This window comes from Pseudomonas sp. PDM03, assembly GCF_014852385.1.
Classification (GTDB): domain Bacteria; phylum Pseudomonadota; class Gammaproteobacteria; order Pseudomonadales; family Pseudomonadaceae; genus Aquipseudomonas; species Aquipseudomonas migulae.
Window position 1 is genome coordinate 354,595 of the sequence record NZ_JACVBM010000001.1, and the last position, 26,467, is coordinate 381,061.

General features: G+C 58.3%; 27 protein-coding genes and 3 tRNA genes. 17 read left to right on the forward strand and 13 right to left on the reverse strand.

The window, feature by feature from the left end:
* Nucleotides 1–24 precede the first annotated feature (24 nt).
* The 3 genes from IB254_RS01625 to IB254_RS01635 form a co-directional block, all read right to left on the reverse strand.
* Nucleotides 25–306 carry a peptidylprolyl isomerase gene (locus IB254_RS01625; protein ID WP_008029538.1) on the reverse strand — a complete coding sequence of 94 codons (282 nt, stop codon included), beginning with the start codon at nt 304–306 and terminating at the stop codon, nt 25–27.
* Nucleotides 307–389: 83 nt separating this feature from the next.
* Entirely contained in the window at nt 390–1,271 is an 882-nt protein-coding gene (locus tag IB254_RS01630) for an esterase/lipase family protein (protein WP_192416095.1), read from the reverse strand.
* A gap of 225 nt (nt 1,272–1,496) precedes the next feature.
* Nucleotides 1,497–2,570 (reverse strand): 3-deoxy-7-phosphoheptulonate synthase, encoded by a 1,074-nt coding sequence (locus IB254_RS01635; RefSeq protein ID WP_192416097.1) that lies wholly within the window; start codon nt 2,568–2,570, stop codon nt 1,497–1,499.
* Nucleotides 2,571–3,197: 627 nt separating this feature from the next.
* Between IB254_RS01635 and IB254_RS01640 the strand changes: the two genes are divergently transcribed.
* The 6 genes from IB254_RS01640 to IB254_RS01665 all read left to right on the forward strand — a co-directional run bounded on the left by IB254_RS01640 (nt 3,198) and on the right by IB254_RS01665 (nt 7,726).
* On the forward strand, nt 3,198–3,956 hold the full coding sequence (locus IB254_RS01640; protein ID WP_192416099.1) for a carbon-nitrogen hydrolase family protein: 759 nt from the start codon (nt 3,198–3,200) through the stop codon (nt 3,954–3,956).
* Entirely contained in the window at nt 3,956–4,399 is a 444-nt protein-coding gene (locus tag IB254_RS01645; protein WP_192416101.1) for a GNAT family N-acetyltransferase, read from the forward strand. The genes IB254_RS01640 and IB254_RS01645 overlap by 1 nt, the downstream gene beginning before the upstream one ends.
* A 126-nt stretch (nt 4,400–4,525) precedes the next feature.
* On the forward strand, nt 4,526–5,167 hold the full coding sequence (uvrY, locus tag IB254_RS01650) for a UvrY/SirA/GacA family response regulator transcription factor (RefSeq protein ID WP_008015884.1): 642 nt from the start codon (nt 4,526–4,528) through the stop codon (nt 5,165–5,167).
* A gap of 2 nt (nt 5,168–5,169) precedes the next feature.
* Entirely contained in the window at nt 5,170–6,993 is a 1,824-nt protein-coding gene (uvrC, locus tag IB254_RS01655) for an excinuclease ABC subunit UvrC (RefSeq protein WP_008029554.1), read from the forward strand.
* 32 nt (nt 6,994–7,025) lie between these two features.
* Complete coding sequence (gene pgsA / locus IB254_RS01660) at nt 7,026–7,583, forward strand: CDP-diacylglycerol--glycerol-3-phosphate 3-phosphatidyltransferase (protein WP_008029556.1); 558 nt, start codon at nt 7,026–7,028, stop codon at nt 7,581–7,583.
* 67 nt (nt 7,584–7,650) lie between these two features.
* Nucleotides 7,651–7,726: transfer RNA gene (locus tag IB254_RS01665), tRNA-Gly, on the forward strand.
* A gap of 135 nt (nt 7,727–7,861) precedes the next feature.
* Here the strand turns inward: IB254_RS01665 and IB254_RS01670 are convergent.
* On the reverse strand, nt 7,862–8,800 hold the full coding sequence (locus IB254_RS01670; protein ID WP_008037096.1) for a LysR family transcriptional regulator: 939 nt from the start codon (nt 8,798–8,800) through the stop codon (nt 7,862–7,864).
* A 138-nt stretch (nt 8,801–8,938) separates the two neighbouring features.
* On the opposite strand from IB254_RS01670, the gene IB254_RS01675 reads away from it, so the two are divergent.
* The 3 genes from IB254_RS01675 to IB254_RS01685 all read left to right on the forward strand — a co-directional run bounded on the left by IB254_RS01675 (nt 8,939) and on the right by IB254_RS01685 (nt 11,608).
* Nucleotides 8,939–10,252 carry an MFS transporter gene (locus IB254_RS01675; protein ID WP_008037095.1) on the forward strand — a complete coding sequence of 438 codons (1,314 nt, stop codon included), beginning with the start codon at nt 8,939–8,941 and terminating at the stop codon, nt 10,250–10,252.
* A 62-nt stretch (nt 10,253–10,314) separates the two neighbouring features.
* Nucleotides 10,315–11,064, forward strand: a complete 750-nt coding sequence (locus tag IB254_RS01680) for a creatininase family protein (protein ID WP_192416104.1) — start codon at nt 10,315–10,317, stop codon at nt 11,062–11,064.
* 79 nt (nt 11,065–11,143) lie between these two features.
* Nucleotides 11,144–11,608: a RidA family protein gene (locus IB254_RS01685; RefSeq protein ID WP_192416106.1), complete on the forward strand. Its 465-nt coding sequence runs from the start codon at nt 11,144–11,146 to the stop codon at nt 11,606–11,608.
* A 47-nt stretch (nt 11,609–11,655) separates the two neighbouring features.
* Here the strand turns inward: IB254_RS01685 and IB254_RS01690 are convergent, their stop codons facing one another.
* Together IB254_RS01690 and IB254_RS01695 are read right to left on the reverse strand one after the other, a co-directional pair.
* Entirely contained in the window at nt 11,656–12,912 is a 1,257-nt protein-coding gene (locus tag IB254_RS01690; protein ID WP_192416109.1) for an OprD family porin, read from the reverse strand.
* A gap of 286 nt (nt 12,913–13,198) precedes the next feature.
* Nucleotides 13,199–14,938, reverse strand: a complete 1,740-nt coding sequence (locus IB254_RS01695) for a dipeptidase (RefSeq protein WP_192416111.1) — start codon at nt 14,936–14,938, stop codon at nt 13,199–13,201.
* A 286-nt stretch (nt 14,939–15,224) separates the two neighbouring features.
* On the opposite strand from IB254_RS01695, the gene IB254_RS01700 reads away from it, so the two are divergent.
* The 6 genes from IB254_RS01700 (at nt 15,225) to IB254_RS01725 (ending at nt 20,759) form a co-directional block, all read left to right on the forward strand.
* Nucleotides 15,225–16,394 (forward strand): DUF1624 domain-containing protein, encoded by a 1,170-nt coding sequence (locus IB254_RS01700; protein WP_192416113.1) that lies wholly within the window; start codon nt 15,225–15,227, stop codon nt 16,392–16,394.
* Between the two features lie 338 nt (nt 16,395–16,732).
* Nucleotides 16,733–19,294, forward strand: a complete 2,562-nt coding sequence (gene nirB / locus IB254_RS01705) for a nitrite reductase large subunit NirB (RefSeq protein WP_192416115.1) — start codon at nt 16,733–16,735, stop codon at nt 19,292–19,294.
* On the forward strand, nt 19,294–19,671 hold the full coding sequence (nirD, locus tag IB254_RS01710) for a nitrite reductase small subunit NirD (protein ID WP_192227025.1): 378 nt from the start codon (nt 19,294–19,296) through the stop codon (nt 19,669–19,671). Before nirB ends, nirD begins: the two co-directional genes overlap by 1 nt.
* Before the next feature lie 40 nt (nt 19,672–19,711).
* Complete coding sequence (locus IB254_RS01715) at nt 19,712–20,152, forward strand: CBS domain-containing protein (protein WP_192416117.1); 441 nt, start codon at nt 19,712–19,714, stop codon at nt 20,150–20,152.
* Nucleotides 20,153–20,403: 251 nt separating this feature from the next.
* A tRNA-Cys gene (locus tag IB254_RS01720) sits at nt 20,404–20,477 on the forward strand.
* A 195-nt stretch (nt 20,478–20,672) separates the two neighbouring features.
* Nucleotides 20,673–20,759 (forward strand) — tRNA-Leu (locus tag IB254_RS01725).
* An 82-nt stretch (nt 20,760–20,841) separates the two neighbouring features.
* Here the strand turns inward: IB254_RS01725 and IB254_RS01730 are convergent.
* From IB254_RS01730 to IB254_RS01750, 5 genes are read right to left on the reverse strand one after another with little or no spacing between them, the layout of a single operon-like run.
* Nucleotides 20,842–21,873: a tyrosine-type recombinase/integrase gene (locus tag IB254_RS01730; protein WP_192416119.1), complete on the reverse strand. Its 1,032-nt coding sequence runs from the start codon at nt 21,871–21,873 to the stop codon at nt 20,842–20,844.
* Nucleotide 21,874: 1 nt separating this feature from the next.
* Complete coding sequence (locus tag IB254_RS01735) at nt 21,875–22,081, reverse strand: DUF4224 domain-containing protein (RefSeq protein WP_192416121.1); 207 nt, start codon at nt 22,079–22,081, stop codon at nt 21,875–21,877.
* 36 nt (nt 22,082–22,117) lie between these two features.
* Nucleotides 22,118–22,612, reverse strand: coding sequence for a hypothetical protein (locus IB254_RS01740; RefSeq protein ID WP_192416123.1), 495 nt, complete (start codon nt 22,610–22,612; stop codon nt 22,118–22,120).
* Between the two features lie 51 nt (nt 22,613–22,663).
* Nucleotides 22,664–22,858: a hypothetical protein gene (locus tag IB254_RS01745; RefSeq protein WP_192416125.1), complete on the reverse strand. Its 195-nt coding sequence runs from the start codon at nt 22,856–22,858 to the stop codon at nt 22,664–22,666.
* Between the two features lie 49 nt (nt 22,859–22,907).
* Nucleotides 22,908–23,570 carry a hypothetical protein gene (locus IB254_RS01750; protein WP_192416127.1) on the reverse strand — a complete coding sequence of 221 codons (663 nt, stop codon included), beginning with the start codon at nt 23,568–23,570 and terminating at the stop codon, nt 22,908–22,910.
* A 399-nt stretch (nt 23,571–23,969) separates the two neighbouring features.
* Between IB254_RS01750 and IB254_RS01755 the strand changes: the two genes are divergently transcribed.
* Entirely contained in the window at nt 23,970–24,188 is a 219-nt protein-coding gene (locus IB254_RS01755) for a hypothetical protein (RefSeq protein WP_192416129.1), read from the forward strand.
* Here the strand turns inward: IB254_RS01755 and IB254_RS01760 are convergent.
* Nucleotides 24,167–24,448, reverse strand: a complete 282-nt coding sequence (locus IB254_RS01760; RefSeq protein WP_192416131.1) for a hypothetical protein — start codon at nt 24,446–24,448, stop codon at nt 24,167–24,169. The two genes, IB254_RS01755 and IB254_RS01760, sit on opposite strands and share 22 nt — an antisense overlap.
* 546 nt (nt 24,449–24,994) lie before the next feature.
* Here IB254_RS01760 and IB254_RS01765 point away from each other — a divergent pair.
* Nucleotides 24,995–25,609, forward strand: a complete 615-nt coding sequence (locus tag IB254_RS01765) for a hypothetical protein (protein ID WP_192416133.1) — start codon at nt 24,995–24,997, stop codon at nt 25,607–25,609.
* Here the strand turns inward: IB254_RS01765 and IB254_RS01770 are convergent, their stop codons facing one another.
* Nucleotides 25,610–26,467, reverse strand: a complete 858-nt coding sequence (locus IB254_RS01770; RefSeq protein ID WP_192416135.1) for a phosphoadenosine phosphosulfate reductase family protein — start codon at nt 26,465–26,467, stop codon at nt 25,610–25,612. It lies immediately after the preceding gene.

Below are 26,467 nucleotides of genomic sequence, written 5' to 3' on the forward strand. Positions count from 1 at the left end.
TGTGCATGAAACTACGCGAATGACTTAGTCCTGACGGCTGGTCACTTCGAGCAAGTGGTAGCCGAACTGGGTCTTGACCGGGCCTTGCACGACGTTGATCGGTGCGCTGAAGACCACGGTGTCGAATTCCTTGACCATCTGGCCCGGACCGAACGAACCCAGGTCACCGCCTTGACGGCTGGACGGGCAAGTGGAGTTGGCTTTGGCAACTTCGGCGAAATCGGCGCCAGCCTCGATTTGGGCTTTGAGTTCGTTGCACTTGTCTTCGCTGGCAACCAGGATGTGACGGGCAGTGGCTTTAGCCATGGAAAAATACTCCTTCTAATGTTCAGTAAAGTGCTCAGCCTACCGGATTCAGGAGGCTATTTCTCCTCAAAGTTCCGCCCGGGTCACAGACCCGCCTTGCGCAGACGTTCGGCGTGTTGCACGTACAGGTCAATCGGGTCGATGTCTTTGCGAACCCGGCCGACTGTCTGGCTGATGCTGTCCAGGTGGTCCAGCGGATAGTCGGAGCGGATCACCTTGCCCAGATGAGAACTGAAGCGGCCGACCATGCCGTCGTTTTGCCCGGCCTCGATGGTGAAGTACCTGGCAAAAGCACGGGAGCACCCATTCAGTGGGTCAAGTGCGTTGAGCCCTTCATCGAGGAGGTTGCCCTGCAGGGTTCCGCTCCAGGAATAGTAGCGAACGCCGTTGACCCGCTCGCTGCCCTTGCCGCCCCAGGTCTTCGGCAGCCCTTGAGGGTATTTCTCGTTAAACGCGCTGACGCCTTCGGTGGTCAAGGCATTGAGCGCAGCGATCGCGTTTTGCGGCAGGTGGCGGTCGCCACTCAACAAGGACAGGAAGTCAGCGAACAACGTGGCCACCGTATCGGCGACCTGTTCCGGCAGCTGTCCAGGCGTCAGCGCCTTGCGCAGGAAATCCGCCAGTTCCGAGCCATGGTTGGGCCCGCTGACCGAGGTCACCGACGCAACGATGTCCGGTGCTATCGCTGCGGCATAACGGGCGGCCAGCGCTCCCTGGCTGTGCCCGATCAGGTTGACCTTGTCTGCGCCGGTGCCTTCCAGCACCCGTTCGATCTGTGCCAGAAGCTGGTCCCCTCGCGCCTCATTGGTATGCGTAGCCGACAGGTGCGGGATGAACACCCTCGCGCCAGAGCTCCTGAGGGTTTGCTTGATGTCATGGAACAGTTCGAATGGGCCGATCCGATCGAAACCAAACAGGCCGTGGACCAACAGGATGGGATGGAGAGTGCTTGCATTCCGTTGCATGTTCATACCTTTTCGCGGGAGTTCGTGATGTGTCCGGGGCCCACTCTAAAGCACTCGGACGTTTGCGCGATGTATGAGAAAGCCGCTGTGAATGGGGGAAAACGGAATAGGGAATGTACGAATATTCGAATCAGCAGGAGGCTCTTTTCGGAATGTCCGGACGTCCTTTAATCGGAGGTAGCGCAGAGCTCTGCAATGACCTACCTCCGGAATGTCATTTGCCTATCACCCGCGTGCGGTTCTCAGTTGTTCCGCCGCTGAACGCAACAACGCCTCGGTCCCCTCCCAGCCCAGGCAGCCATCCGTCACCGATACACCGTACTGAAGCGACGGACTCAGCGGCTGGCAGCCCTCGAACAGGTGACTCTCAATCATCATCCCGATCAGCGAGCGATCACCTTGCAGGCGCTGCTCAAGCACATCGTTGAACACCGCCGGTTGACGTAGCGGGTCTTTGCCGCTGTTGGCGTGGCTGCAATCGACCATGATCCGGGTCGGGATCTTCAGTTTGGTCAGGTCGCTGTTCACCTGGGCGACGCTGTTGCGGTCGTAGTTCGGGCCGCGATGACCGCCGCGCAATACCAAGTGAGTGTCAGGGTTGCCCGGGGTCTGGATGATCGCGGGGTGCCCCTGACTGTCGACACCGAAATGCCGATGCGGATGAGCGGCCGAGCGCATGGCGTCACTGGCAACACCGACGCCACCATCGGTGCCGTTCTTGAAGCCGACCGGCATGTTCAGGCCGCTGGCCATTTCCCGGTGGATCTGCGACTCGGTGGTGCGGGCGCCAATGGCGACCCAGCTGAGCAGGTCGTCGAAGTACCCGGCGGCCATCGGTTGCAGCAGTTCGGTGGCAATCGGCAGGCCGAGTCGAAGCATTTCGCGCATCAGCTCCCGTGACAGGGTCAGGCCACCGGCCATGTCGTCGCTGCCGTCCAGGTGCGGATCGTAAGCCAGGCCTTTCCAGCCGACGGTGGTACGGGGTTTTTCGACGTAGGCGCGCATCACCAGCAGCATTTCATCGCTGACGTCGGCAGCGAGGCGGGCGAGGTGACTGGCGTATTCGAGGGCGGACTGCGGGTCGTGAATCGAGCAAGGACCGACGATGACCAGCAAACGGGAGTCTTCACCGTTGAGAATCGCGCGAACCGCATCGCGGTGGGCGGCGACTTGCCGGGTCAGGGCGTTGCTGAGCGGCAGTTGCTGTTTGAGTTGCAGTGAGCTCGGCAGGCGCAAGGTCAGCGCTTCATTGGCAGGGCTCAGGGTGGACAGCGGCAAAGCAGAGACGGACGAGTTCATGTTCAGGCTTCCTGGGCGGGCGGCGGGTTCGTTCCCGCACGCTCGGCCCTACTGGGGTGTTCGACAATTGGCCGGATTGGCTGCGTGTGTGTGCTTGCCACCTGTGGGTGACCGATCGGAGGCGGCAGGCTGTCCCGAGCGGAGGCTGCTAAATCGCCAGGCGGTAAAACTGTTGTGACGGTAGTAAGTGGCGTAGTTCATGTCGTGAATCCTCAAAATGTCTGTGTTGTTGCTAAAAAGTGTGGGGGCTGAAAAAACAAAACCCCCGGTCGGGAGGCCGACCGGGGGTTGAGAATTCTCTGGTGGCGACCCGTTTAAAGTGGGCGCCGTGTGGGTATCAGGCGCGCCAGTGGCTAAACCAATACCCAAAATAAAAGCTGACCGGAGCGCAAACGACATTCACCCGGGCAGCCGCAACCGAGCGCGGGGCGCTGGCGGTACGAAGCTGTGAGAGGGCGTTGAACATGATCTGTCTCCGATGGATGCGCCGAGCTTACTAGAGGCCGGTACACGGATTCAATCACAAATTGCTATCGATCAACCGCGGCGTTTTCTATCGCTTGAGTGCGTCGGCGGTTGTGACACACTCGCCGTTTAAACAAAAACATAACGTCACAAGGACGAACCATGACGACGCTGACCATCGCCGCCGCTCAATCGATCTCCATCGCCGGAGACCTGGCCGCCAATATTGCGTGGCATCAACGCTTCATGCAGGTAGCGGCGGAGCAGGGCGTGCAGTTGCTGGTGTTTCCGGAACTGTCGTTGACCGGGTACGAGCGCGGGCTGGCGGCTGAGTTGGCCATTGCGCCGGGGGATGCGGTGCTGCAACCGTTGCGCGATTTTGCGCAGGAAGTCGGCGTAACGACCGTGGTCGGGATGCCTATTCGTCTGTCGGAGCATTCGCCGGTGTTGATTGGGGCGCTGGTACTGGGCGCCGATGGTTCACTCGGGGTCTACAGCAAGCAGCATCTGCATCCCGGCGAGGAAGTCGCGTTTGCACCGGGCACTGGCGGTTCGCCCCTGACCATCGGCGACGACACGGTTGCCCTGGCGGTGTGCGCCGATTTTTCCCACGCCAGCCATGCGGCCGCAGCGGCACAGCAGGGCGCCGACCTGTATGCCGCAGGCGTGCTGATCACCGAAAATGGTTACGCCCCCGATACCGCGTTGTTGCAAGGCTATGCCGTCAGGCATTCGATGGCGGTGCTGATGGCCAACCATGGCGGTGCGACAGGGGGCTGGGAGTCGGCGGGACGCAGCGCCATCTGGGCGTCGGACGGTTCGCTGATCGCTGCCGCACCGGGCGTAGGCAATCTGCTGGTCGTTGCTCGCCGCAATGCCGACGGCTGGACCGGACAAACAATCGTCGTCGCGGAGGCCTGATGGGATTCGAATTACGTCCTGCGACATCGCAAGACCTCGACTTTGCTCGTGAACTGACCTGTAAAACCATGCTCAGCTATTACATTCAGCACGATCTGCTGTGGCAGGACGAGGCTTTTGATGTGGCCTGGGCCGGGCGGGAAAGCTGGCTGATCGTCCGCGATGATGTACGGCTGGGTTATGTAAGCCTGAGTCGGGATGCAAGGGCCTTGTATATCCGTGAGTTACACGTGCTCGAAGCGTTCCGGGGGCAGGGCGCCGGTTCCTGGGCGATCGATCAGGTATTGGCAATGGCGTGCAAGGAACGACGCCCGGCATTGCGCCTGACGGTTTTTGAAAATAATCCGGCGAAAGCGTTATACGAGCGAAAGGGCCTGGCCGTGGTCGGCAAAGACGAGTGTTTCCTGAGAATGCAGCGCGATGTCGATGCCTCGTATCGCTGAAACACGCATGAGACAAGCCTTTCAAGATGTATTGAAACTTTTTATATGACGCTTGCCGCTAGGTCTGCCAGTTGCTTTTTGCTAAGGTGTCGGCAACTCAATAAGACCATATCGCGAGGTGTCTGCTTGATTAGGGTGCTAGTAGTCGATGACCATGATCTCGTTCGTACAGGCATTACACGAATGCTGGCTGACATCGATGGCCTGCAAGTAGTCGGCCAGGCTGAGTCCGGGGAAGAATCCCTGCTCAAGGCGCGTGAGTTGAAACCCGATGTGGTGCTGATGGACGTCAAGATGCCGGGTATCGGCGGTCTTGAAGCCACGCGCAAACTGTTGCGCAGTCATCCGGATATCAAGGTCGTCGCGGTCACCGTGTGCGAGGAAGATCCGTTTCCGACACGTTTGTTGCAGGCCGGGGCCGCGGGCTACCTGACCAAAGGCGCCGGGTTGCCGGAAATGGTCCAGGCCATCCGCCTGGTGTTTGCCGGGCAACGCTACATCAGTCCGCAGATTGCCCAGCAACTGGCGATCAAATCCTTTCAGCCGACCAACGATTCGCCCTTCGACGCACTGTCGGAGCGGGAGATCCAGATTGCGCTGATGATTGTCGGCTGCCAGAAGGTCCAGATCATTTCCGACAAACTGTGCCTGTCGCCCAAAACCGTGAACACCTACCGTTACCGAATTTTCGAAAAGCTTTCGATCAGCAGCGATGTCGAATTGACGCTGTTGGCAGTTCGTCACGGCATGGTTGATGCCAGCCTCTGAAAATGACTGACACCTTCGATCCGAGTGCTTTCCTGTCGACGGTCAGCGGACGCCCCGGCGTCTATCGCATGTTCGACAGCGAGGCACGCCTGCTCTACGTCGGCAAGGCCAAGAATCTCAAGAATCGTCTGTCGAGTTACTTCCGCAAGTCCGGCCTCGCGCCCAAGACCGCTGCGCTGGTGGCGCGTATCGCCCAGGTCGAAACGACGATCACGGCCAATGAAACTGAAGCCTTGCTGCTTGAGCAGACGCTGATCAAGGAATGGCGCCCGCCCTACAACATTCTGCTGCGCGACGACAAATCCTACCCGTACGTGTTTCTTTCCGACGGTCAGTTCCCGCGCCTGAGCATTCATCGTGGGGCGAAAAAGGCCAAGGGCAAATATTTCGGCCCTTATCCCAGCGCCGGGGCGATTCGCGAAAGCCTGAGCCTGCTGCAAAAAACCTTTTTCGTTCGCCAGTGCGAAGACAGCTACTACAAGAACCGCACACGCCCATGCCTGCAATACCAGATCAAACGCTGCAAGGCGCCGTGCGTGGGGCTGGTGGAGCCCGAGGTTTACGCCGAGGACGTTCGTCACTCAGTGATGTTCCTGGAAGGGCGCAGCAATGCGCTGACCGATGAATTGTCCGCCGGCATGGAAGAGGCGGCGATCAACCTCGAATTCGAACGTGCCGCTGAATTGCGCGACCAGATCTCGCTGCTGCGCCGGGTTCAGGATCAACAGAGCATGGAAGGCGGGACCGGTGACGTCGACGTCATCGCAGCGTTCGTCAATCCGGGCGGTGCCTGCGTCCATTTGATCAGCGTGCGCGGTGGTCGGGTGCTGGGGAGCAAGAATTTCTTTCCGCAGGTGGGTATTGAGGAAGACGTTTCCGAAGTCATGGCCGCGTTTCTCGGTCAGTACTTCGTCAGCAGCCCCGAGCGCGACTTGCCGAGCGAGCTGATCGTCAACGTGGTTCACGAAGACTTCCCGACCCTGATCGCGGCCATCGAAGAGCTGCGTGGTCGTGAGCTGAGCATCAGTCACAGGGTTCGTGGCACGCGGGCACGCTGGCAGCAATTGGCCGTGACCAATGCCGAACAGGCTCTGGGCGCGCGCCTGGCCAACCGCCAACACGTTGCGGCACGTTTCGATGCCCTGGCCGACGTGCTGAAACTGGATGAGCCACCGCAGCGCCTCGAGTGCTACGACATCAGTCACTCCAGCGGCGAAGCGACCGTGGCGTCCTGCGTGGTGTTCGGCCCTGAAGGCCCGATCAAGTCCGACTACCGGCGCTACAACATTGAGGGCGTTACGCCGGGCGATGACTACGCCGCAATGCACCAGGCCCTGACCCGGCGCTTCAGCAAACTGAAGGACGGGGAGGGCAAGTTGCCGGACATTCTGCTGGTGGACGGCGGCAAGGGGCAGTTGTCCATGGCGCGCGATGTGCTCAATGAACTGGCGGTGCCCGACCTGATTCTGCTGGGCGTAGCCAAGGGTGCGACGCGCAAGGCCGGTTTCGAAACCTTGTACCTCAATGACGCCGCCCACGAATTTACCTTGCGTGGCGATTCTCCGGCACTGCATTTGATCCAGCAGATCCGCGATGAAGCCCACCGATTTGCAATTACCGGACACCGTGCCCGTCGTGGCAAAACGCGCCGTACGTCTACGCTTGAGGGTGTAGCCGGGGTGGGTCCGACCCGTCGGCGCGATTTGTTGAAACATTTTGGTGGATTGCAGGAGCTGTCTCGTGCCAGCATCGAAGAGATCGCCAAAGCACCCGGGATCAGTAAAAAGCTCGCAGAGTTGATTTATGCAAATCTGCACAGCGAGTAGAATGCCCCCTCACCTCGTAGCCAGTTGTGCCGATGAATATCCCTAATCTGATTACCGTTCTACGCGTCCTGCTTATCCCGATCTTCATTTTACTGTTCTACCTGCCTTACCAATGGAGCTACCTGGCGTCCGCTTCGGTCTTCGCGTTTGCCGCCGCCACAGACTGGCTGGACGGATACCTGGCTCGTCGTCTGGAGCAAAGTACGCCGTTCGGGGCGTTCCTCGATCCGGTGGCCGACAAGCTGATGGTCGCCGTGGCGTTGGTGCTGCTGGTGCAGGAACACGGTAATTTGTGGCTCACGCTGCCGGCTGCCGTGATCATCGGTCGCGAGATCGTGGTATCGGCACTGCGCGAGTGGATGGCCGAGCTCGGCGCTCGTGCTCACGTCGCCGTGTCGAACCTGGGCAAATGGAAAACCGCTGCGCAAATGCTGGCGCTGGTGATCCTGCTGGCCAATCCGTCGGACTTCACGTTCTGGGTCCTGGTGGGTTACGCCTTGCTGATGATCTCTGCGGGCCTGACATTGTGGTCCATGGTCCAATACCTGCGGGCTGCCTGGCCGCATCTGAAGACCGATGTGGAAAAATAAATAAAACTTTTTTGAATCAAGGGGTTGACGGAGCTTCTGGATTCTATAGAATGCGCACCACCAAGACGCGGGAATAGCTCAGTTGGTAGAGCACGACCTTGCCAAGGTCGGGGTCGCGAGTTCGAGTCTCGTTTCCCGCTCCAAATACAAAAAAAGCGCCACTCAATGAGTGGCGCTTTTTTTTGTGCGTTTTTTTGGGTTGGCATTAGAAAAAGAGGCTTAGGCCTCTTTTTTCATTCCAGCGATTTCATTGCGCCGATCAGCAAACAGCGCCGAGATCACCGTGAAGCCAATCTGATTCCGTCACCCGACCCAAACATCGGCAAGCGCTGCAACATCCAGTTCAGCAGCTCCTGAGCCGGAGCGGCCAGCGGTCGGCCGGATTTCACCAGCAGTTTTGCTTCCACACCCAGAAACAGCGGATGGTCGATCAGTACCGCCGCGAGGCTGCCTTGTTCGATTTCCCGATAGGCAGCGAACTCGCCGAGTAACGAGGTGAAATCTCCGGAGGCCACCAGGCGCTTGAGTGCGGCGAGGGAGTTGCTGACCAGTGCCGGGCGGATTTCGATTTTCTCGGCGTACTCAAGCATCTTGATCGCATGCCCGATACCGAAGGTGGGGGGCGTCAGCACCAGTCGGCAGGTGAGTATGTCCTCGACGGTTGCCGTTCCCCCTCGCACTGCCAACGGATGATCGGGGCGAACCAACAGCATCACTGGCTGCGATGACGTCGCGCGGTAATCGATTTGCGAATGCGGCGGCGGATTGTAGGCAAGGCCGATGTGCGCACGGTTTTCGGCGACTTCGTTCAGCACGTCGTCGACGGGAAGGATGTCCAGCCGGACATCGAGCTTGGGGTACTGTTTGCAGAAGGGGGCGAGTACGTTGTCGACCAAGGCATCGACATAGCCCTCACTGATGACGACTCGCACCTGGCCCTGTTGCAGGCCTTTGATCGCTTGAAGCTGGTCTTCGAGTTTTTCCTGGTGTGATCGATAACCGCGCCAGAACTCCAGCAAGTGCGCCGCTGCCTCGGTGGGTTGCACGCCGCGAGCCTGGCGCTCGAACAGTTTTGCGCCCAGCTCCTCTTCCAGCAGCTTGATCTGGCGCGTGATAACGGAGGGCGACGTATTGATGCTGTCCGCCGCGCCACGAATCGAGCCGTGGACCAGCACTTCATGAAAATACCGCAGCCGTTGTTGGTTGATCTCGCGCATCCCGGACACTCCCGCCAGAAAGTTTGTGTTGCCTGTAGGGCAACGATACACGAACTTAGTTGCTCTTGCTGGGCCTGCGGTGCCGGTGCAACATTCTTTGGCACGAACGCAGACCAACAAGAATAATTGGAGACTCGCATGTCAACCTTACTGACACCGGCAAGCAGTGATGCTGTTTCTGCCCTTTACCGCAAGCTCAATTGGCGGCTGTTGCCACTCCTGTTCATTTGCTACGTCTTTGCGTATCTGGACCGGATCAACGTCGGCTTCGCCAAGCTGCAGATGCAAAATGACCTCGGACTGTCCGATGCGGCCTACGGAGCGGGCGCGGGTATTTTCTTTCTGGGGTACGTGCTGTTTGAGTTGCCGAGCAACCTGATGTTGCCGAAGGTGGGGGCGCGAAAAACCTTCAGCCGCATTTTGGTGTGTTGGGGCATCACATCGGCCTGCATGCTCTTTGTGCGCAACGTGCCGATGTTTTATGCGATGCGTTTTCTGCTGGGTGTATTCGAAGCCGGTTTTGCCCCCGGCATGATCTATTACCTGTCTTGCTGGTACGGCCCGAAGCGCATGGCGCGGGCCATTGCGATCGTGTTTATTGCAGGCCCCATCGGCGGCATTATCGGCGGTCCGCTGTCTGCCTGGCTGATCACCACGTTCGAAGGCGTTGGCGGCCTGGCCGGCTGGCAATGGATGTTTTTGATTGAAGGTCTGCCTTGCGTGTTCCTCGGCATCCTGACCTATTTCGTACTCTCCAATCGGCCCTCGGAGGCCCGATGGCTGAGTGTTGAAGAAAGGACACTGCTGGAGAGTGAACTCGGTACATCGTCGGGGCGAGCCCATTCGTTCCGGGCGGTGTTGCGCGACCCGAAAATCTACATCCTTGCGTCAGCCTATTTCTGCATCATCTTCTCGATCTACGCCATGAGTTTCTGGCTGCCGGCAATCCTCAAGGCCCAGGGCGTCAACGACACCATGCAGCTGGGTTGGTATGCCGCAATTCCCTATGTCGCGGCGGCATGCGGCATGTACTGGATAGGGCGTCGGTCCGACCGGGTCGGCGAACGACGCTACCACTGCGCAGTCCCTGCAGGCATTGGCGCCATCCTGTTGCTCATGTATCCCTTTGCCGACGGCAACCTGATGGCGTCGCTGGTTCTGCTGACCGTGGCGACCGCCATGATGTTCATGGCCTACACCGTGTTGTGGGCGATGCCCTCCGAGCACATCAAGGGTGATGCAGCGGCGGGAGGCATCGCCTTGATCAACACCATCGGGCTTTCCGGCGGCTTCTGGGGGCCTGCGGTGATTGGCTGGGCAAAAACGGCAACCGGCAGCGCCAATCTCGGCATCGTCGTTGTGGGTTGCGTCTTCCTGTGTGCAGCGTTCGTGATCCTTGCCACCAAACGACAACCGCGTGAGCGCCCGGTTTCTGAATTCAGCGCGGGTTGATCAACCGCCTCCCACTTGATCAATCGTGTTCCGAAAGGAACCCTTTTAAAGAGAGAACCCACATGCTTTTACACCTATCGACCTGGGCCGAAATCGGGAAATTCCTTGAACGCAGCCGCACCATCGTGATCCCGATCGGCTCCAATGAACAACACGGTCCGACCGGCCTTTTGGGGACCGACTGGATGTGCCCCGAAATCATTGCGTGCGAAGCGCAGAAGTCGGCAGACATCCTGATTGCGCCGACCTTCAACATCGGCATGGCCCAACACCATCTTGGATTCCCCGGGACCATTTCACTTCGTCCTTCGACGTTCATTGCGGCCATTGGCGACTGGGTGCGTTCGTTGGCCGCTCACGGGTTTGAAAGAATCCTCTTCCTCAATGGCCACGGCGGCAACGTCGCATCGATTGAAGCGGCGTTCTCGGAGCTTTACGCCGAAGCAAGCTTTGCTCGACGCCCTGCAGGGTTCGCGCTGAAGTTGTGTAATTGGTGGGATCTGGAGGGAATCGGTGAGTTGGCGCGGGAGCAGTTTCCTGAGGGGCACGGCATTCATGCCACGCCGTCCGAGATTGCCGTGACCCAATGGGCCTACCCGGATTCCATCAAGTCCGCCGAGTACTCGCCGCAGATCGCGCCGTGGGGGCCGATTCGCGAAGCGCTGGATTTCCGCGCACGCCATCCGGATGGCCGCATGGGCTCGGATCCGTCCCTGGCCAACCCGGACAAAGGCCGTGCTCTGGTGATGATGGCAGCGCAGAGCCTGGTGCTGGAAGTCGACGCCTTCAGCCGCGAATCGATACCCGGCTAAACAACCGGATCAACCGTTTTTCAACTAGCCCAGCGCCCGGAAGTTCCGGGCGTTGGCACGTTCTATTCGAGGAAAACCCATGATTGAACATGATGTTTATACCCGCCTGAAAGACATCGGTATCGAGCTGCCCACCACCGGCGCTCCCGCAGCAGCCTATGTAATGAGTGCGCAGAGTGGCAATGTCGTTTACCTGTCCGGCCATATCGCGAAGCAAGACGGCAAAGTCTGGGCAGGAAAACTGGGCGAAACGCTGACGACAGAGGAGGGCTATGTGGCCGCACGTTTGACCGCCGTCGATTTGTTGGCGACGCTGCACGCGCATCTTGGCGATCTGAATCGGGTCACGCGGATTGTCAAAGTGCTGAGCCTGGTGAATTCAACGTCCAGTTTCACCGAGCAGCATCTGGTCACGAACGGCGCCTCGGAGCTGCTGGCCGAGGTGTTTGGGGCTAAGGGAAAGCACGCGCGCTCGGCATTCGGTGTGGCACAGATTCCGTTGGGCGCTTGTGTCGAAATCGAGATGACTGTGGAAGTCAGTTGAAGGCCTGTGGGGGCGAAGTGATTCGCCCCCACATTGGTTTTAGGAAATCAGAACAGCGTCCACGTGTAACTGATGATCAGTCGGTTCTCGTTGATATCCGTGCGGTAGTTGGAGCGTGCCACCGCATTGCGCACTCGCACGCCGAGGCCTTTCAATGGGGCTGCCTGGAAGGTGTAACTGAGGTCGAGGTCACGCTCCCGATCTTTGCCTTCATAGTCCATCCCCGTCTTCACATTGTCGCCGGTGACATAGCGTGTGCTGGCTAGCAGGCCAGGCACACCAAGGGCCGCGAAGTCATAGTCATAGCGCAATTGAAAGGAGCGCTCATGGGTGGAGACGAACTCGTAGGTCGGCAATTCGTTGCCAAGGGCGCTGACATTGAGAAACACGCGAGGAAAGGGGCTGTCGCCGTACATGCCCTGGTAACCGGCATAAAACGTATGACCACCGAGTTTGGCCGATAGCAGCGAGAAGAAGGCCTGGTTGTCGACCTTGCCCACCAGTTTGCGACCTTCTTCCTGGGCGTCGTAGTAACCAAGATTGGCGCCCAGCACCCAACTGCCCACCGGCACACTGTGTTTCAAACCGAAGAAGTTTTGCTCATAGATATCTTCCAGTCGGGAATGCCAGGCACTCACGGTGGTGCGGTTACTGTTGAACGCGTAATCGCCGCCCACGTAGTTGAAGGCATCACTCGACACTTGCCGTTGCGGCTTGTTGCCCAGCAACGCCTGGAGTTTGCTCTCGCCGGCCTCGTTGCGCAGGGTCGTGGAGGTCAAATGCCCGGCTTGCAGCGTCAGGCCAGGGATTTCGCTGCTGGTAATGCTCGCGCCCTGATAGGCCGGGGGCAGCAAACGGATGTCGCTGAAGACCAGTGTCGGCAGGTTGGGTTGCAGTTCACCGACCTTCAGCTCGGTTTTGGAAACACGCATCTTCGCCGCCAACCCGAGGCGACCATAATTGTCCGCGGCATGGCCATCGTCCTTGACCGGTAATAACCCCGAGTTGACCCGGTCGGGGCTGCTGTCGAGCTTGAGGCCGAATTTGCCGATGGCATCCAGGCCGAATCCTACCGGCCCTGGCGTGTAGCCGGACTTGAAGTTGAGGATGAACCCTTGGGCCCATTCCTGAGCCATCGATTTTTCCGAGCCTCGGATATCGGAGAAGTCTCTGCTGAAAAAATAGTTTCGGGTTTGCAGGGTAGCGGTGGACTGTTCGACGAATCCGCTGTCGGCGGCTTGGGCAAGGTTGGCGCCAGCCCCGGTAAACAGCAGTACACACAGTTTGCCTTTGTCTCTGGTCATAATTTAACTCTTGTTTTTATTAGACATGACTCTCCCGTAGGCCCTCTGTCGGGGCTTGTGCGCGTGCGGGGGAGGTAAGACAGCCGGCAGGATGTGGCGCTCGCAGCCGCTCCGGTGTCGAGAGCGATGCTCGCTCCATTGACCAATGGCAGCAAGAGCAACTTAATTCAGAGATCGTTGCTCTGGAGGCAACGCTGATGGCAGGCGTGAAAAGACTGCTTCAGGAAAGTGGCGCAGACGTTGTAAGTGTCGGACCCGCCAGAGCAGCGGGTCCGAAGGGGAGGGCTTAGAGTTTTGGCAACTGGCCGATGCGCCCGAACATCTCGGTCACGATTTGCAGGTCCAGCAGGAACTGGTCGACGGTCTTGAACTCGTTGTCGGTGTGGCCGGTGTATTTGACTTCGGGCCGGGCCAGGCCGAACTGCACGCCGTTGGGCAGCTCATGGACCGAGGTGGCGCCGGCCGAGGTGCCGAATTTGTGTTCCATGCCCAGGTTTTCGCTGGCCACGGCGAGAAGTGCCTTGACCCATTCACCCTCGGGATTGCGGTACATCGGTTCGGCGATCGAGTAATCGAAGGCCACCGCAACCTGGGATTTCTTGCTCCAGGCGTCCAGCTTGTCGGCGATTTCGCGCTTGAGCACTTCCGGGGACTTGCCCTTCGGTACGCGCAGGTTGACCGCGAGTTTGAAGGTGTTTTCATCCATCCCGACAAAGGTCAGGGAGGTGGTCAACGGCCCCATGAACGCATCGGAAAAACCGACCGTCAATTTGCCACCCAGATAATCGAGCCCCCAGTTGTCGGCAGCGTAGCGGGCCGCGTCGGTGATGTGGTTGTGCTTGAGGGCGACCTTGCCGTCGAGGCTGTTGATGAACACCAGCATTCTCGCCACCGGGTTGATTCCGGACTCGGGCTCGGAGGAGTGGGCGGAAACGCCGGTGACTGTCAGCGTGACGTCTTTGCCGACGACCTTGGCCGTCACCTCGAAATCGCCGCCATTGCGCTTGGCGTATTCGGTACCGGCTTTTTGCAGGCTGGCGGCCAGCTCGGCGGGTTTGTCACTCAGCAGGGTGGCGACCGACGCCGACGGAATCTGGTTGGTGGCCAGGCCGCCAGTCATCGAGACGATTTCAGCGCCCTTGCCGTCAGCCTTGCGCTTGGGAAAGTTGGCCATGACCGTGCCGTAGCCTTTCTCGGCGATCACCACCGGGTAGCCGCCATCCAGCGCCAGGTTGTAGTTGGGTGTGGGGTTGTGTTCGAAGTAATAAGGGATGGCGTCGCCGCTGGTTTCCTCGGTGGTGTCCACCAGCAGTTTGAAATTCCTCGCCAGCGGTAGCTTTTCTTCCTTGATGACTTTCATGGCGTAGAGCGCCACCACGATGCCGTTTTTGTCATCTTCGGTGCCACGGCCATACATGCGATCGCCAATCAGAGTGACCTTGAACGGATCGAGGCGGGTGCCGTCTTTCAGGACCCAGTTTTCCGGCGTCACGGGCACCACGTCGGCGTGGGCGTGAATGCCCACCACTTCATCGCCGCTCCCTTCGAGGGAGATTTCATAGACGCGGTTGTCGACGTTGCGAAAGGTCAGGTTGAAGGCCTGGGCCAGGCTCTTGATCTTGTCGGCGATCTTGATGAATTCAGGGTTGTCGTGCTGGGCAACGCCGTCCACGCGGAAGGTCGGGATGGCCACCAGTTCACGCAGCGTCTCGGTGGCGGCTCTGCCGTATTTCACCCGCGCATAGAGGCCGAGCAGGCGATGGATTTCGTTCTGCTGGTCGGCGGAAAGGCCCTTGTTGTCGAGAAAGGCAGAGATTGCCGTGCCGAGGTCGTCGGTTTTGGCCAGGTCGCTCTTGGCCAGGCTTGTCAGGAACTGCCTGAAATCCGTGATCGATGCGTCACTGAACGTCTTGAGGATGGCCGCGCCTTGCTGCGGGGTAATGTTGGCTTGCGCTGCTGTGGTGAACGACGAAAGACTGGCCAGCATCAACGTTGTCGCGGCCAGGTGCTTGAGTGAGAAGTCCATTGTTGAAGGCATTCCTTTGCAGGGGTCTGATTAATGAAACAAAACGTTTCAACATTAACACTGTAGGAGCGAGCCTGCTCGCGATGGTTTAAAGGACGCTGCGTTTACCCAGGCAACACGCGTTTTCGTTAACGACCATCGCGAGCAGGCTCGCTCCCACATGGTTTCCTTCTAAATGTGCACAAACTAAAAAAATGCTTTGAGATGTTATAGGGTAACAATATAAGGTGCCCGGCAGGCTGTCCTGCGGGACACGTTTATTCACCCCTTGCGTTGCGAAACATCCATGACCCTTGCACCTTCTCGCTCCACCGGCACGGCAGTTGGCCGGCTTCTTTCCATCGATGCATTGAGGGGCATGGTGATTCTGTTCATGCTGCTCGATCACGTCCGCGAAACCTTTTTCCTGCATCGGCAGGTGTCCGATCCGATGGACATCACCACGACCGAGCCGGCGCTGTTTTTCAGTCGCACGCTCGCTCATTTATGCGCACCGGTCTTTGTGCTGCTCACCGGACTGTCGGCCTGGCTGTACGGTGAGAAGTACGCCGGCAAGGCCGACGTTTGCAGCTTCTTGTTCAAGCGCGGGCTGTTTCTGGTGGTGCTTGAGTTCACCCTCGTGAACTTCGCCTGGACGTTCCAGTTTCCGCCGACCGTCATTTACATGCAGGTGATCTGGGCCATCGGCTTGAGCATGCTGGCCCTGTCGGTGATGGTCTGGCTGCCGCGTCCGGTGTTGTTGCTCTTGAGCCTGGCGATCATCGCCGGTCACAACGTGCTGGACGGCCTGCATTTTCCGATCGAATCGGCGATGCACGTGCCATGGGCGATTCTCCATGATCGCGGCTGGATCGAACTGTCCGAAGGGTTTCGGCTGCGCACGTCCTATCCGGTGCTGCCGTGGATAGGAGTCATTGGTTTGGGTTACGCCATGGGCCCGTGGTTCGGGCGAGCGGCGCAGGCCACGGGGCGCCAACGCAAATTGCTGCTCTGTGGCGTTTTGGGGCTGGCCGGTTTCGTCGCACTGCGGCTGCTCAACGGTTATGGCGAGAAGCCATGGAGTGTTGGCGATACGTCCGTGCAAACACTGATGAGTTTTTTCAACATCACCAAATACCCGCCGTCGCTGCTGTTTATTGCGCTGACCCTGAGCCTCGGATGTTTGCTGCTTCTTTGGTTTGAGCACTTGCAGAAGAGCCAATGGCTGCGTCCCTTGACGGTGTTTGGATCAGCGCCGATGTTCTTCTATCTGTTGCACCTCTACGCACTGAAGGTTTTGTATCTCATCGCTGTAGCGCTGTTCGGATTGAATCAGGGCGCGTACTTCGGTTTCGACTCGGTAGGCGCGGTATGGATCGCCGCAATCCTGTTGGCCATTGCGCTTTATCGCCCGGTCTGTTGGTTTTCCGGGCTGAAGGCCCGACGTCGCGACATCGCCTGGCTCAAATACCTGTAATGCCCATGAATGCACTTTTATAAAGCCGTGAGGCCTCGGTCTGCACTATGCGAAGGCAAAACTCTGGAGCCTGTTCGGTGCTCGCGCCTGAAAAACGCTGCGCAATCAGCGTTTTCGCGATCTGGCACAAACACTGCAATACACCGGACAGGCCCACCATAAACGCAGTCGAGTGGGCAGCCCCCTCGGTCAACGACGATCGAATCATGGGCAACATCGGTGGATCAGGCATAGACGTCTGGTGCTAACACCGCAAAAGAACAGGCAAAGACGCCTGGAACCGCAAGGTTTCAGGCGTTTTTTTTTGCTTTTTGAACCGTTTTAGCCGGGTGCTTCTTATGAATTCCAATGTTGCCGCGTTGAACAAAGTGCAAACGCTGATCGTGATCGGCAATGGCATGGTCGGACATCATTGCGTCGAGCAGTTGATTGAGCGGGGCGCGCTTGACCAGTATCGGCTGCACGTCTTCAGCGAGGAGCCGATGCGTGCCTACGACCGCGTGCATCTGTCCGAGTACTTCTCGGGGCGTGATGCCGAATCGTTGGCGCTGTCCGATGCGTCGCTTTACCAGACGCCGGGCGTCACCCTGCATTTGGGTGTGCCGGTGCTGGAAATCGACCGCACCCGTCGCCAGGTGATTACCGCGCAAGGCAGCATCCCTTACGACAAGTTGGTGTTGGCCACCGGCTCTTATCCGTTTGTGCCGCCAGTCGAAGGTGCCGAAGGCGATTCGCGCCTGGTGTATCGAACCCTTGAAGACCTCGATGCGATCCGTGCCGCAGCAGCCAATGCCCGACGCGGCGTCGTGGTCGGCGGTGGCCTGCTGGGCCTTGAAGCCGCCAATGCCCTGAAAAGCCTCGGCCTGGAAGCGCATGTGGTGGAATTCGCCCCGCGCCTGATGCCGGTGCAACTGGACACAATGGGTGGGCTTGCGCTCAAGGCGCAGATCGAAAGACTCGGTGTCGGTGTGCACCTGTCGCGCTCTACTCAATCGATCAGCGCGGGCGAGGAATATCGCTACCGCATGAACTTCGCCAATGACGAGTTTCTTGAAACCGACCTGATCGTGTTCTCGGCGGGCATCCGCGCACAAGATGCGTTGGCCCGGCAATGCGCGCTGGAGATCGGCCCGCGCGGCGGCGTAGTGATCAATGACGAATGCCTGAGCAGCGATCCGGACATTTACGCCATCGGCGAATGCGCCTCCTGGAACGGCGGCCTGTTTGGCTTGGTCGCGCCGGGCTACCAGATGGCGCGCGGTGTGGCGGCACGTCTGTGCAACGACACGGCCGAGCCGTTTCTGGGTGCCGACATGTCGACCAAACTCAAACTGTTGGGCGTTGACGTCGGCTCCATCGGCGATGCCCACGGCAACACGCCAGGCGCACGCAGTTATCAGTTCATCGACGAAACCACGGCCAGCTATCGACGGCTGGTGGTGGATGCCTCGGGCAAGCATGTCATCGGCGCGGTGTTGGTTGGCGACAACAGCTATTACGACACGCTGCTGCAATACATGCAGAACGCGATTGCCTTGCCGGCGGAACCCGCCAGCCTGATCCTGCCGTCATCCGAAGGCGCGCCGACCCTGGGCCCGGGCGCGTTGCCCGAATCGGCCACGGTTTGCTCGTGCCACAACGTCACCAAGGGTTCCATCTGCTCGGCCATCGATGGCGGCTGCACCGACCTGGGCCTGCTCAAGTCTCAGACCAAGGCTTGCACCGGCTGCGGTGGTTGCGCCGGCCTGCTCAAGCAAGTCTTCGAACATGAGTTGATCGCCCGGGGCGTCAGTGTCGACAAAAGCCTGTGCGAACACTTTGCCTACACCCGTCAGGAACTGTATGCGCTGGTCCGCGTAGAAGGGGTCATCACCTTCGAAGAACTGCTGGCCAAACACGGCCGCGGCCACACCGGTTGCGACGTCTGCAAACCGGCCGTGGGCTCGATTCTCGCGTCGTGCTGGAACCAGCCGATCATGGATGCATCGCTGGTGCCATTGCAGGACACCAACGACACCTTCATGGCCAACATGCAGAAAAACGGCACCTATTCGGTGGTGCCGCGTATTCCCGGTGGTGAGATTACCGCCGACAAACTGATCGCCATCGGTGTCGTGGCGAAAAAATACGACCTCTACACCAAAATCACCGGCGGTCAGCGGATCGACCTGTTCGGCGCGCAACTGCATGAACTGCCGGACATCTGGGCCGAGCTGATCGAAGCCGGTTTCGAAACCGGGCACGCCTACGGCAAATCGACCCGGACGGTGAAGTCGTGCGTCGGTAGCACCTGGTGCCGTTATGGCGTGCAGGACAGCGTGCAAATGGCCCTGACCATCGAGGACCGCTACAAGGGATTGCGCTCGCCGCACAAGCTCAAGTTCGCAGTGTCCGGTTGCACCCGTGAGTGCGCCGAAGCCCAGAGCAAAGACGTCGGCGTGATCGCCACCGAGAAGGGCTGGAACCTCTACATCGCCGGTAACGGCGGCATGCGCCCGCGCCACGCCGAGCTGTTCGCCACTGACCTGGACGATGCCACGCTGATCCGCTACATCGACCGTTTCCTGATGTTCTACATCCGCACCGCCGACAAACTGCAACGCACCTCGGTGTGGCGCGAAAGCCTGGAGGGCGGCCTCGACTTCCTCAAAGAGGTGATCATCAACGACAGCCTCGGGCTCGGCGCCGAACTCGAATCGCAGATGCAACTGGTGGTCGACCGCTACGAATGCGAGTGGGCCAACGCCCTCAAAGACCCGGAAAAACTCAAGCGCTTCCGGACCTTCGTCAACGATAAACGCCCGGACCCGGACATCCATTTTGTCCAGGAGCGCGGCCAACGGCGCCCGATCATGGCCGCCGAACTCAACCTGATCCCTGTCACCGAGGAGATTGCCTGATGAGCCAGTCCACTACCCAACGCATCGATTCCCTGGCCGACAGCGATGTCTGGCAAACCGTGTGCGAGCAGCAGGACCTTGTCTCTAACTCCGGCGTCGTCGTGTGGCTCGACGGCGCACAAGTGGCGCTGTTCTATCTGCCGGGCGCGGAGGGCCGAAGCCTCTACGCCATCGACAACCATGACCCGCAATCCGGAGCGAACGTCATCGGGCGCGGGCTGGTCGGCAGCATCAAGGGTGATCTCGTGGTTGCTTCACCGATCTACAAACAGCATTTCCGCCTTGAAGACGGCAGTTGCCTGGAGTACCCGCAGCAACGTTTGCGGGTCTGGCCGGTGCGGCTTAACGGCAGCGTGGTGGAAGTGGGGCTGGCTTGAGGTCAAGCATCGGCAATGAGCAACGATAGCGGAGGCATCCATGAAAACAGCCGCACAGCTGCTGAAACTGAAAGTCGTGCAAAACCAGCACGTGCATAGCATCGCGCCAGACCAGATGGTGCTTGAAGCACTGAAAATGATGGCCGAGAAGAATGTGGGCGCGCTGCCGGTCATCGAAGCGGGGCAGGTGGTCGGCGTTATCAGCGAGCGCGACTATGCGCGCAAGGTCGTTCTGCAGGGACGCTCCTCGGTCGGCACGCCGGTGCGCGAAATCATGAGCGCGCCGGTGGTGACAGCCGACAGTCAGCAGAGCATCGAGCGTTGTATGGAAGTCATGACTGACAGCCACCTGCGGCATCTGCCGGTGTTAGATAGCGGCGAGTTGATCGGGTTGTTGTCGATTGGCGACCTGGTCAAAGAGGCGATTGTCGAGCAGGCCGATTTGATCCGGCAGCTGGAGTACTACATTCGTGGGCACTAAGCGGGCCGGGGGCATGCTGAAGTCGTATTGGCGCGCGCGGGCAAAGCGTTGAGCCTGCGTCGCAACATGCAAAGCACCTGACAAATTTTTTTTGAAATCAAGGGGTTGCCAGCCTTCGGAAATCAGTACATAATTCACGCCATCGAAAGCACTGACCGCTGAAAAAGCTCAATGTTTTCAAGGAGTTAGATCTAGATCTTCTCCAAGACTGTACGCGTTTGGTGTTGTGCTACATGACATCAGATGTTTGAGGCCGAGTAGCAAAATGGTTATGCAGTGGATTGCAAATCCACCTACGCCGGTTCGATTCCGACCTCGGCCTCCACTTTAAACAAGCTCCGTAGATCGATGATTTACGGAGCTTTTTTATTTGCGTTGTCCTGCAAGATTTAGTCTTGAAATGGGCGTTTGCAAACTTGCTTCACCGGGACGGGATGTATATATTTCGTCCTCTGCTGCACAGGCGTCAGAACTGACAGATCGTCATTTGTCAGCCATCAGACTACTTGACCGCGCTACCGCCCGAATGGCGAAACTGGTAGACGCATGGGACTTAAAATCCCCCGCTCGTAAGGGCGTGCCGGTTCGATTCCGGCTTCGGGCACCATCTAAAATCAAGGGTTTGCGAGCGAAAGCTGATGCAAGCCCTTGTTTGTTTCTGGGTCGCAATTATTGAGTTGGGTCGCAATTCACTTAGTTGGAGAGACCTTTTTACCTTTCCGGTTCCGGATGTATTGCTCGGTCATAACTACGGTCGTATGCCCAAGTTGATCTCTTGCCTGCATGATGTCACCACTCGATTCAGCCTTGTCTGTACCAGCTTTAGCGCGCAGATCCCGCATTTGAAACTCGGTCTTGGCAACACCTGCTGCCTCCCTGGCTAAGTCAAATCTCCCCCGCAACATCGCCACCGTCATTGGTGTGCCATCCTCCGAAACGATCAGCCGCGTCGAGCGGACCTTATGTTCTTTCTTTCGGGACATGATTCGATCAATCAAAATCTTCAGCTCTCCAGTGATTTCGATCCGTCGCTTTGCATTTGTCTTGCCTTGCAGAACCCAAATCTGGCCGTCACGAACATCCCGCTCGTCCAATAGCCGCGTGTCAGTTACGCGCTGCCCGGTCAGATAGGCAAGGTCCATGGCATCTTTCAAGCCAACATCCGCTTTCTCGTACACGCGCTTGAACAGTGCGTCCTCGATGTAGATATCGCGCCCGGTCTCCTTGTTGCCCTTGATGCCAGCGCAGGGGTTGGCCAAGGCCGTGTAGCCGACATCCCTGGCGTAGTTCCAGATAGCACTGAGCAAAGCCTTTTCGCGGTTTGCTCGAACTGGTGCGGCCTTACGCCAGGTCAGATACTGCCGGACGTGCAACGGCTGTATTGTCTCCAGCGGCGCCGGCGGGTCATCGAAAAATGACATCAGGTTTTTCAATTCCCTGACGTTGTCCTTCTGTGTGGCGGGTTTCTTCGCAGGAACGACGTCGATCATGTACTTCTCGGCGACGTATCGGAACGTGATCACCTTGGCGACCAAGTCTGTAGCTGTGCGATCACGCTCCAGCTTGGCGTACTCCATGATTGCCAGGCCGTAGTCGCTGCCCAGGGCGATTTCTTTGCGGGCTTTGCCGCCTACTTCGTAGTAGTAGAAAATCCGGCCGCTGGCTTTTTTGCGTTCGCGCAGCCGGGCAATTGAGCCTGGTTTACTTGGTCGTCGTCCCATGTCAGCTAGCCTTGCGTGGTGTCCATACGGGTTTTTCAGCTTCAAACATACCGACCGCGGTCACGGCCATAGTAGTAACACTTGGCCAGCCGTTCACTTTGATCGTGTGCCTTACGCCGTTCTTCTTCAGGTTGAGGATTTGACCTGCCTTCGTCCGCGCGCCGGTGAGCTCGCAAACTTCCTCATGGGAAAGAAACTGGATGTTCATGAGCTGCTCCATGCCGCGCGTGGCGGCAGAAGGTGGTTAATTGGCGAACTTGGCGAGCGCGGTATCTGCGATCTTCATCGCTGCCTGGGCGTCGTTCACATAGGCTGGGTCGAACCCGCCGCACAGATGGATGGTTGCTTGGCAGGCCCGCAAGTTCTCGCGAGTGAGTTTCAGTGCGGAGACCAGTTCTTCACGGGCCTCAGCTTCGCCTCGGGCGATGTCCCAGAAGCGTTGCTGCCACTGCCCGGGTGGCGGCGGGTTGCTGTTCTGCGCGCCAAACACCATCGCCCCTACGATCGAATCGCACAGGTCGCGCTTGTAGGCGTTGTCGCCGTCGATGCTCAGGCCGCGCCGGCGGAGCGCGCTGACCACCTCATTTCTATCCAGGCCTTGGTCCTCGATGACGATGTCCCGCTCTGGTTCGCCCGGCGTGTAAATCACCAAGGCCAGTTTGGCGCCGGGCAGGCAATGCTCGCTGAGTTTGACCAGAGCGTCGTTGGCTGCTTCGTGGAATCGCTGAACTGCTGACATAGGAGTTCCTCGCCCGCCGTTCACCGGCAGGCTGGTAGATGGAAGAGGGGGTTAGGGGTACTGGCGTTTGATGCGGTCAGCGATGCCTTCAAGCCTTTCCGCCATGGACCGCATGTCGTTGTTGTCACGTCTGGAGACGACGCCGGATCGCTGCACGTTGCGGCCATCTATGATCCAGGCAGCCAGGCGGATGAGAGCGGACTCAAGTCGCCGCCGAAGGAAGCCGGTGTGCGGAACAACTTTCATCACCGCGGCCCCTTGTAGCAGTACACGTAGGCGAACCAGGCGAGGGCGATCATGGCGTCACCTGCTTGAACTCGACGACCCAGACCCATGGGTTGGCGTTCCAGTCACCTCCGACAGAATCCCAAAGACCCGCAAAAGCTTTGGCTGCCGTTGTCTGCAAGCCGGTCTTCCCATCGTCAGGGCCGACCATATAGCCGGTGCAGATGGGCCAGCCATCATCGGGTCGGAACGCTACGCCGACGATTCCCTCGGCCAGTGCCTGCTTTTCGCTGATGTCCTGCAACCGCTCGACGCGCACGTCGGTGATCTCCAACAGGATGCGGCTGTCACGGCGGAACATGTGGATGCTGGGCTTCCAGCGGAGCTCGCTCGCCGGCGGGATGTTTTCGAGATCCGGAGGTAGGCAGTCCGGGTAGGTTGCTCGGTAAGTCAGATAGCCCGGGTCACCATTGCCAGCGCGGGTCCAGGTCTCGCGCACCCACAGCCGGTCGCCGGGCTTGCCGTAGGGGCAGCAATGGTGGGAGAAGTTGCGAGATGTCTCGCGTGAGTCTGAGCCGCTACCGAACAGATGACCTTTCCACGAAAAGCCAGAGCCTTCCGTAAGCACCGGCTGCGGATTTACCGCCCGCCGCGTTACCGTCTTCCGGCCTTCCAGGATGGCGCGCACCATCGGGGCCGAGAACAAGATCGGCCGTTCCTTTATGTCAGACATGGGAATCCTTTGCCGCTATAGCGGCTGACTTTGAAGGGAGGGATAAAGCTGACCGGTGGTCAGACGGTATGAATTATCCGAGGTGGCCGTACTCGACCGTTCGAGGAGCGGCTGTTTCTCAATGGCGGTGAGTTCCGCCCAGGAGAAAGGCAATGGCTTCTATCGATGACTTCAGATTTGAATCGCACCAGCTTCTATTAGAGCTAGACGCCGCTACCATGGGGATGATGATGCTGGTTTCATCCAAATGTGTATCCGGGCCTGAGTGGGACCTTGCTAGCAAGCGGCAACATGATGCCTATAAATGCTGGGACGCATTTATGAACATCCCGACCGCACCGGATCGCCTCCCCAGCGCTGTATGATCGCTTTCTTAATCCGTTTAGGAAGTCGAATCCGATGTGGGTAGTGATGCTAAAAAGCCCGGACGGTGACATCTTTTACGGCGAGGCGATCGACCGCGAGGGTTTTCGGTATCGCTGCAAAAATCCTGAAGAAGCGGAAGCTTTCGTGACGAAGGCGGACGCAGAAGCCAGTTTTGATCACTTTCGCCTGATGAGGCGGCTGCGGAGATATCAGCTTGAGGCTGTGGATGTTCAGACGATATCTGATCTGTAGTCACCAGTAAGCGCCTTCAGCTCATCAATTCGCTGATCCGCTGCGTTCAGGCGCTGCTGTAGGGCTTGTTCGCGAGCTTTGACCTCCTCGAAGTGCTGCGCCAGCGTGCACGCGAAGTCGCCGGCCAGCCGCTCATTAATGTACTGACGGTAGTCGTGACGCTTGAGCACAGTCTTGAACAGGTTGTCGATGTAACCGCGTCCGCCATCTGGCGTGTTCAGGTCAAAGCCTGGATCAACCGGTTTGTTTTCTGTGGGCATGGGGGAGCCTTGGCCGATGTTCGGCTACAGTAGGTAAGTCATCGAAATGGAGATCGGACATGCAATGCTTAATTTGCCAAGCTGCTTCTAAAATTGTTCACACGACAGGATGCTGGTCCGAGGTCAAATGCTCGGCCGGATGTGGACACTTTAGGGTCTCAGCAAACCTTGTTGCGAAGATGAAGTTCAAAAACGAATTCTTTGACGTTGAACGAACGAGGCAATGGCTCGGGATTGCTCGGCAGGAAGGCTCCGGACCGTTGATATCGACTTACGACTACAACGTTTCTTTATTGCATCGTGTCACTAAAGAGCGATCTGACCACTTGCCGAGTCGTTCAGGTAAACCAGTAGCGCCGGAATAGATGGGTTTCCTATTTCGCTCCGCTGAAGTGCCAACTACATCGCAGCGATGGTTCGGCGCCACATGGGGCGTCCTATGGCGGGTCATGCCCGGGCGGTGGAGTGGCAATTTAAGAGTGATTTGTGGTTTATTGCGGCAACTTTTTCAGTTGGGCGAGGCTGCTAGTGAGCATAGAAAATCTGATGATGACAGTTCACAGAGTTCCAAAAATCGAGTTGGATACTGGAACAGATTGGACTGCCGTTTGGACTGCTGTCGGAACTTCACTCGCAACGATTGCTGTGGTGGTAATAACCACCTTATATACGGCGTACTCTTTTCGTAAAACAATGAAGGCTCAAAAGGAATTGGCTGATGAGCAGGAGGCTAGCCGCATAGCGCACTCGAAAGCTGAGTCTGTCGCACGAAGTAGGCAGGACTGGATTAATAGCTTGAGGGATGCGGTGGCGTCGTTTATTTCCAGCGGTGACGATCTTGCCGGCGCATCAGTGAAACTTCATGAGAGAAAGCCTGTGGCGCCCGAAAGCCATCAAGATGTACAGCGCTCAGCAGATTTATATGATCAGCTTTTCACAGATGTCTCGCGCAGCCTAACGACGGCAAAATTGCATTATTCCAGGGTTCAGCTTTATACAAATCCTACTGAAAAAGAAACTGATGAACTTATGACGGCCATGAATGCGTACATTCAAGCATGTATGCTGTGTCAGCCTACTGCTGATTTAGGTAATGCTGTGGTAAGGGTCGCTCAGACAATAATCAAAAACGAGTGGGTAAGGGTTAAGGATATGAAGTGATCAGTCGCCACAGAAGCAGTCGATAGCTTCATCGTGGTCGGCGAACATGTCGAATTGGGTGTCTGAGTAGTCGAGCATCTGCTGGTAGCTGGGTCGGTCGCTGCGGAAGCGGGCGCCGTCACCGGTGAACTTCCCGCCGGAGACAACTGAGCTTTCCATGCGTGCCCACCACTCAGCCTTGGGGCGGTCGCTGGCGATGATCGAATAGACCTGCTTGGCGCCCTTCAGGAAACAGAGGTCGCAGTTACCTTCCAGCGTCCGGCCGTTGATCGTCGGTAGCATCAGGTCGAATGGCTGAGCAGCCCAGAAGTCCGTCACGTCCTGCACGCCGACGCCGGCGTCAGCCAGCGGCATCACCATGGTTGCCCACTTGCTTTCACTCGTGCTTTTGCGATGGCGGATCTTCACGACACGCCGTGGCTCATCGGCACGGATGCCGGTCATCATGTCCACCGGCATCTCCTCGGTAGACAGGCCCAGGCTACGCAGATACTTGTGGATGATCCGGATCTTGAGGTCGATGGTGCAGAACCGGGTCACAGGGTTGGGCAAGTACTTCCGCTTGCGGATCAAGCCTTCGAACGGTTCTCCGTGGCGACTGGCGCTGGCGAAGTCCACCACCTCAAAGCCAGTTTCGTTGTCACGGAACTCAAGCCAAACGATCGGCACCGACCAGCGTTCGGCGCACTCCTGAACAAACTCCAGCGTGGCTGGGTGTTCCTTGCCGGTGTTGGCGAAGGTGACGACCAGATCGCTCAGATCATCGTTGTTGTCGAGCACCTGGCGCAGCATATAGGCGCTGGTTCGACCGCCGGAAAAGCTGACGACCGTCGTCCCGGACAATTTGTAGAGAGACAT

Coding starts and splice junctions, on each gene's coding strand:
- IB254_RS01625 (WP_008029538.1), bottom strand. CDS start 306: ATGGCTAAAGCCACTGCCCGTCACATCCTGGTTGCCAGCGAAGACAAG.
- IB254_RS01630 (WP_192416095.1), bottom strand. CDS start 1,271: ATGCAACGGAATGCAAGCACTCTCCATCCCATCCTGTTGGTCCACGGC.
- IB254_RS01635 (WP_192416097.1), bottom strand. CDS start 2,570: ATGAACTCGTCCGTCTCTGCTTTGCCGCTGTCCACCCTGAGCCCTGCC.
- IB254_RS01640 (WP_192416099.1), top strand. CDS start 3,198: ATGACGACGCTGACCATCGCCGCCGCTCAATCGATCTCCATCGCCGGA.
- IB254_RS01645 (WP_192416101.1), top strand. CDS start 3,956: ATGGGATTCGAATTACGTCCTGCGACATCGCAAGACCTCGACTTTGCT.
- uvrC (WP_008029554.1), top strand. CDS start 5,170: ATGACTGACACCTTCGATCCGAGTGCTTTCCTGTCGACGGTCAGCGGA.
- pgsA (WP_008029556.1), top strand. CDS start 7,026: ATGAATATCCCTAATCTGATTACCGTTCTACGCGTCCTGCTTATCCCG.
- IB254_RS01670 (WP_008037096.1), bottom strand. CDS start 8,800: ATGCGCGAGATCAACCAACAACGGCTGCGGTATTTTCATGAAGTGCTG.
- IB254_RS01675 (WP_008037095.1), top strand. CDS start 8,939: ATGTCAACCTTACTGACACCGGCAAGCAGTGATGCTGTTTCTGCCCTT.
- IB254_RS01680 (WP_192416104.1), top strand. CDS start 10,315: ATGCTTTTACACCTATCGACCTGGGCCGAAATCGGGAAATTCCTTGAA.
- IB254_RS01685 (WP_192416106.1), top strand. CDS start 11,144: ATGATTGAACATGATGTTTATACCCGCCTGAAAGACATCGGTATCGAG.
- IB254_RS01690 (WP_192416109.1), bottom strand. CDS start 12,912: ATGACCAGAGACAAAGGCAAACTGTGTGTACTGCTGTTTACCGGGGCT.
- IB254_RS01695 (WP_192416111.1), bottom strand. CDS start 14,938: ATGGACTTCTCACTCAAGCACCTGGCCGCGACAACGTTGATGCTGGCC.
- IB254_RS01700 (WP_192416113.1), top strand. CDS start 15,225: ATGACCCTTGCACCTTCTCGCTCCACCGGCACGGCAGTTGGCCGGCTT.
- nirB (WP_192416115.1), top strand. CDS start 16,733: ATGAATTCCAATGTTGCCGCGTTGAACAAAGTGCAAACGCTGATCGTG.
- nirD (WP_192227025.1), top strand. CDS start 19,294: ATGAGCCAGTCCACTACCCAACGCATCGATTCCCTGGCCGACAGCGAT.
- IB254_RS01715 (WP_192416117.1), top strand. CDS start 19,712: ATGAAAACAGCCGCACAGCTGCTGAAACTGAAAGTCGTGCAAAACCAG.
- IB254_RS01730 (WP_192416119.1), bottom strand. CDS start 21,873: ATGGGACGACGACCAAGTAAACCAGGCTCAATTGCCCGGCTGCGCGAA.
- IB254_RS01735 (WP_192416121.1), bottom strand. CDS start 22,081: ATGAACATCCAGTTTCTTTCCCATGAGGAAGTTTGCGAGCTCACCGGC.
- IB254_RS01740 (WP_192416123.1), bottom strand. CDS start 22,612: ATGTCAGCAGTTCAGCGATTCCACGAAGCAGCCAACGACGCTCTGGTC.
- IB254_RS01745 (WP_192416125.1), bottom strand. CDS start 22,858: ATGAAAGTTGTTCCGCACACCGGCTTCCTTCGGCGGCGACTTGAGTCC.
- IB254_RS01750 (WP_192416127.1), bottom strand. CDS start 23,570: ATGTCTGACATAAAGGAACGGCCGATCTTGTTCTCGGCCCCGATGGTG.
- IB254_RS01755 (WP_192416129.1), top strand. CDS start 23,970: ATGTGGGTAGTGATGCTAAAAAGCCCGGACGGTGACATCTTTTACGGC.
- IB254_RS01760 (WP_192416131.1), bottom strand. CDS start 24,448: ATGCCCACAGAAAACAAACCGGTTGATCCAGGCTTTGACCTGAACACG.
- IB254_RS01765 (WP_192416133.1), top strand. CDS start 24,995: ATGATGACAGTTCACAGAGTTCCAAAAATCGAGTTGGATACTGGAACA.
- IB254_RS01770 (WP_192416135.1), bottom strand. CDS start 26,467: ATGTCTCTCTACAAATTGTCCGGGACGACGGTCGTCAGCTTTTCCGGC.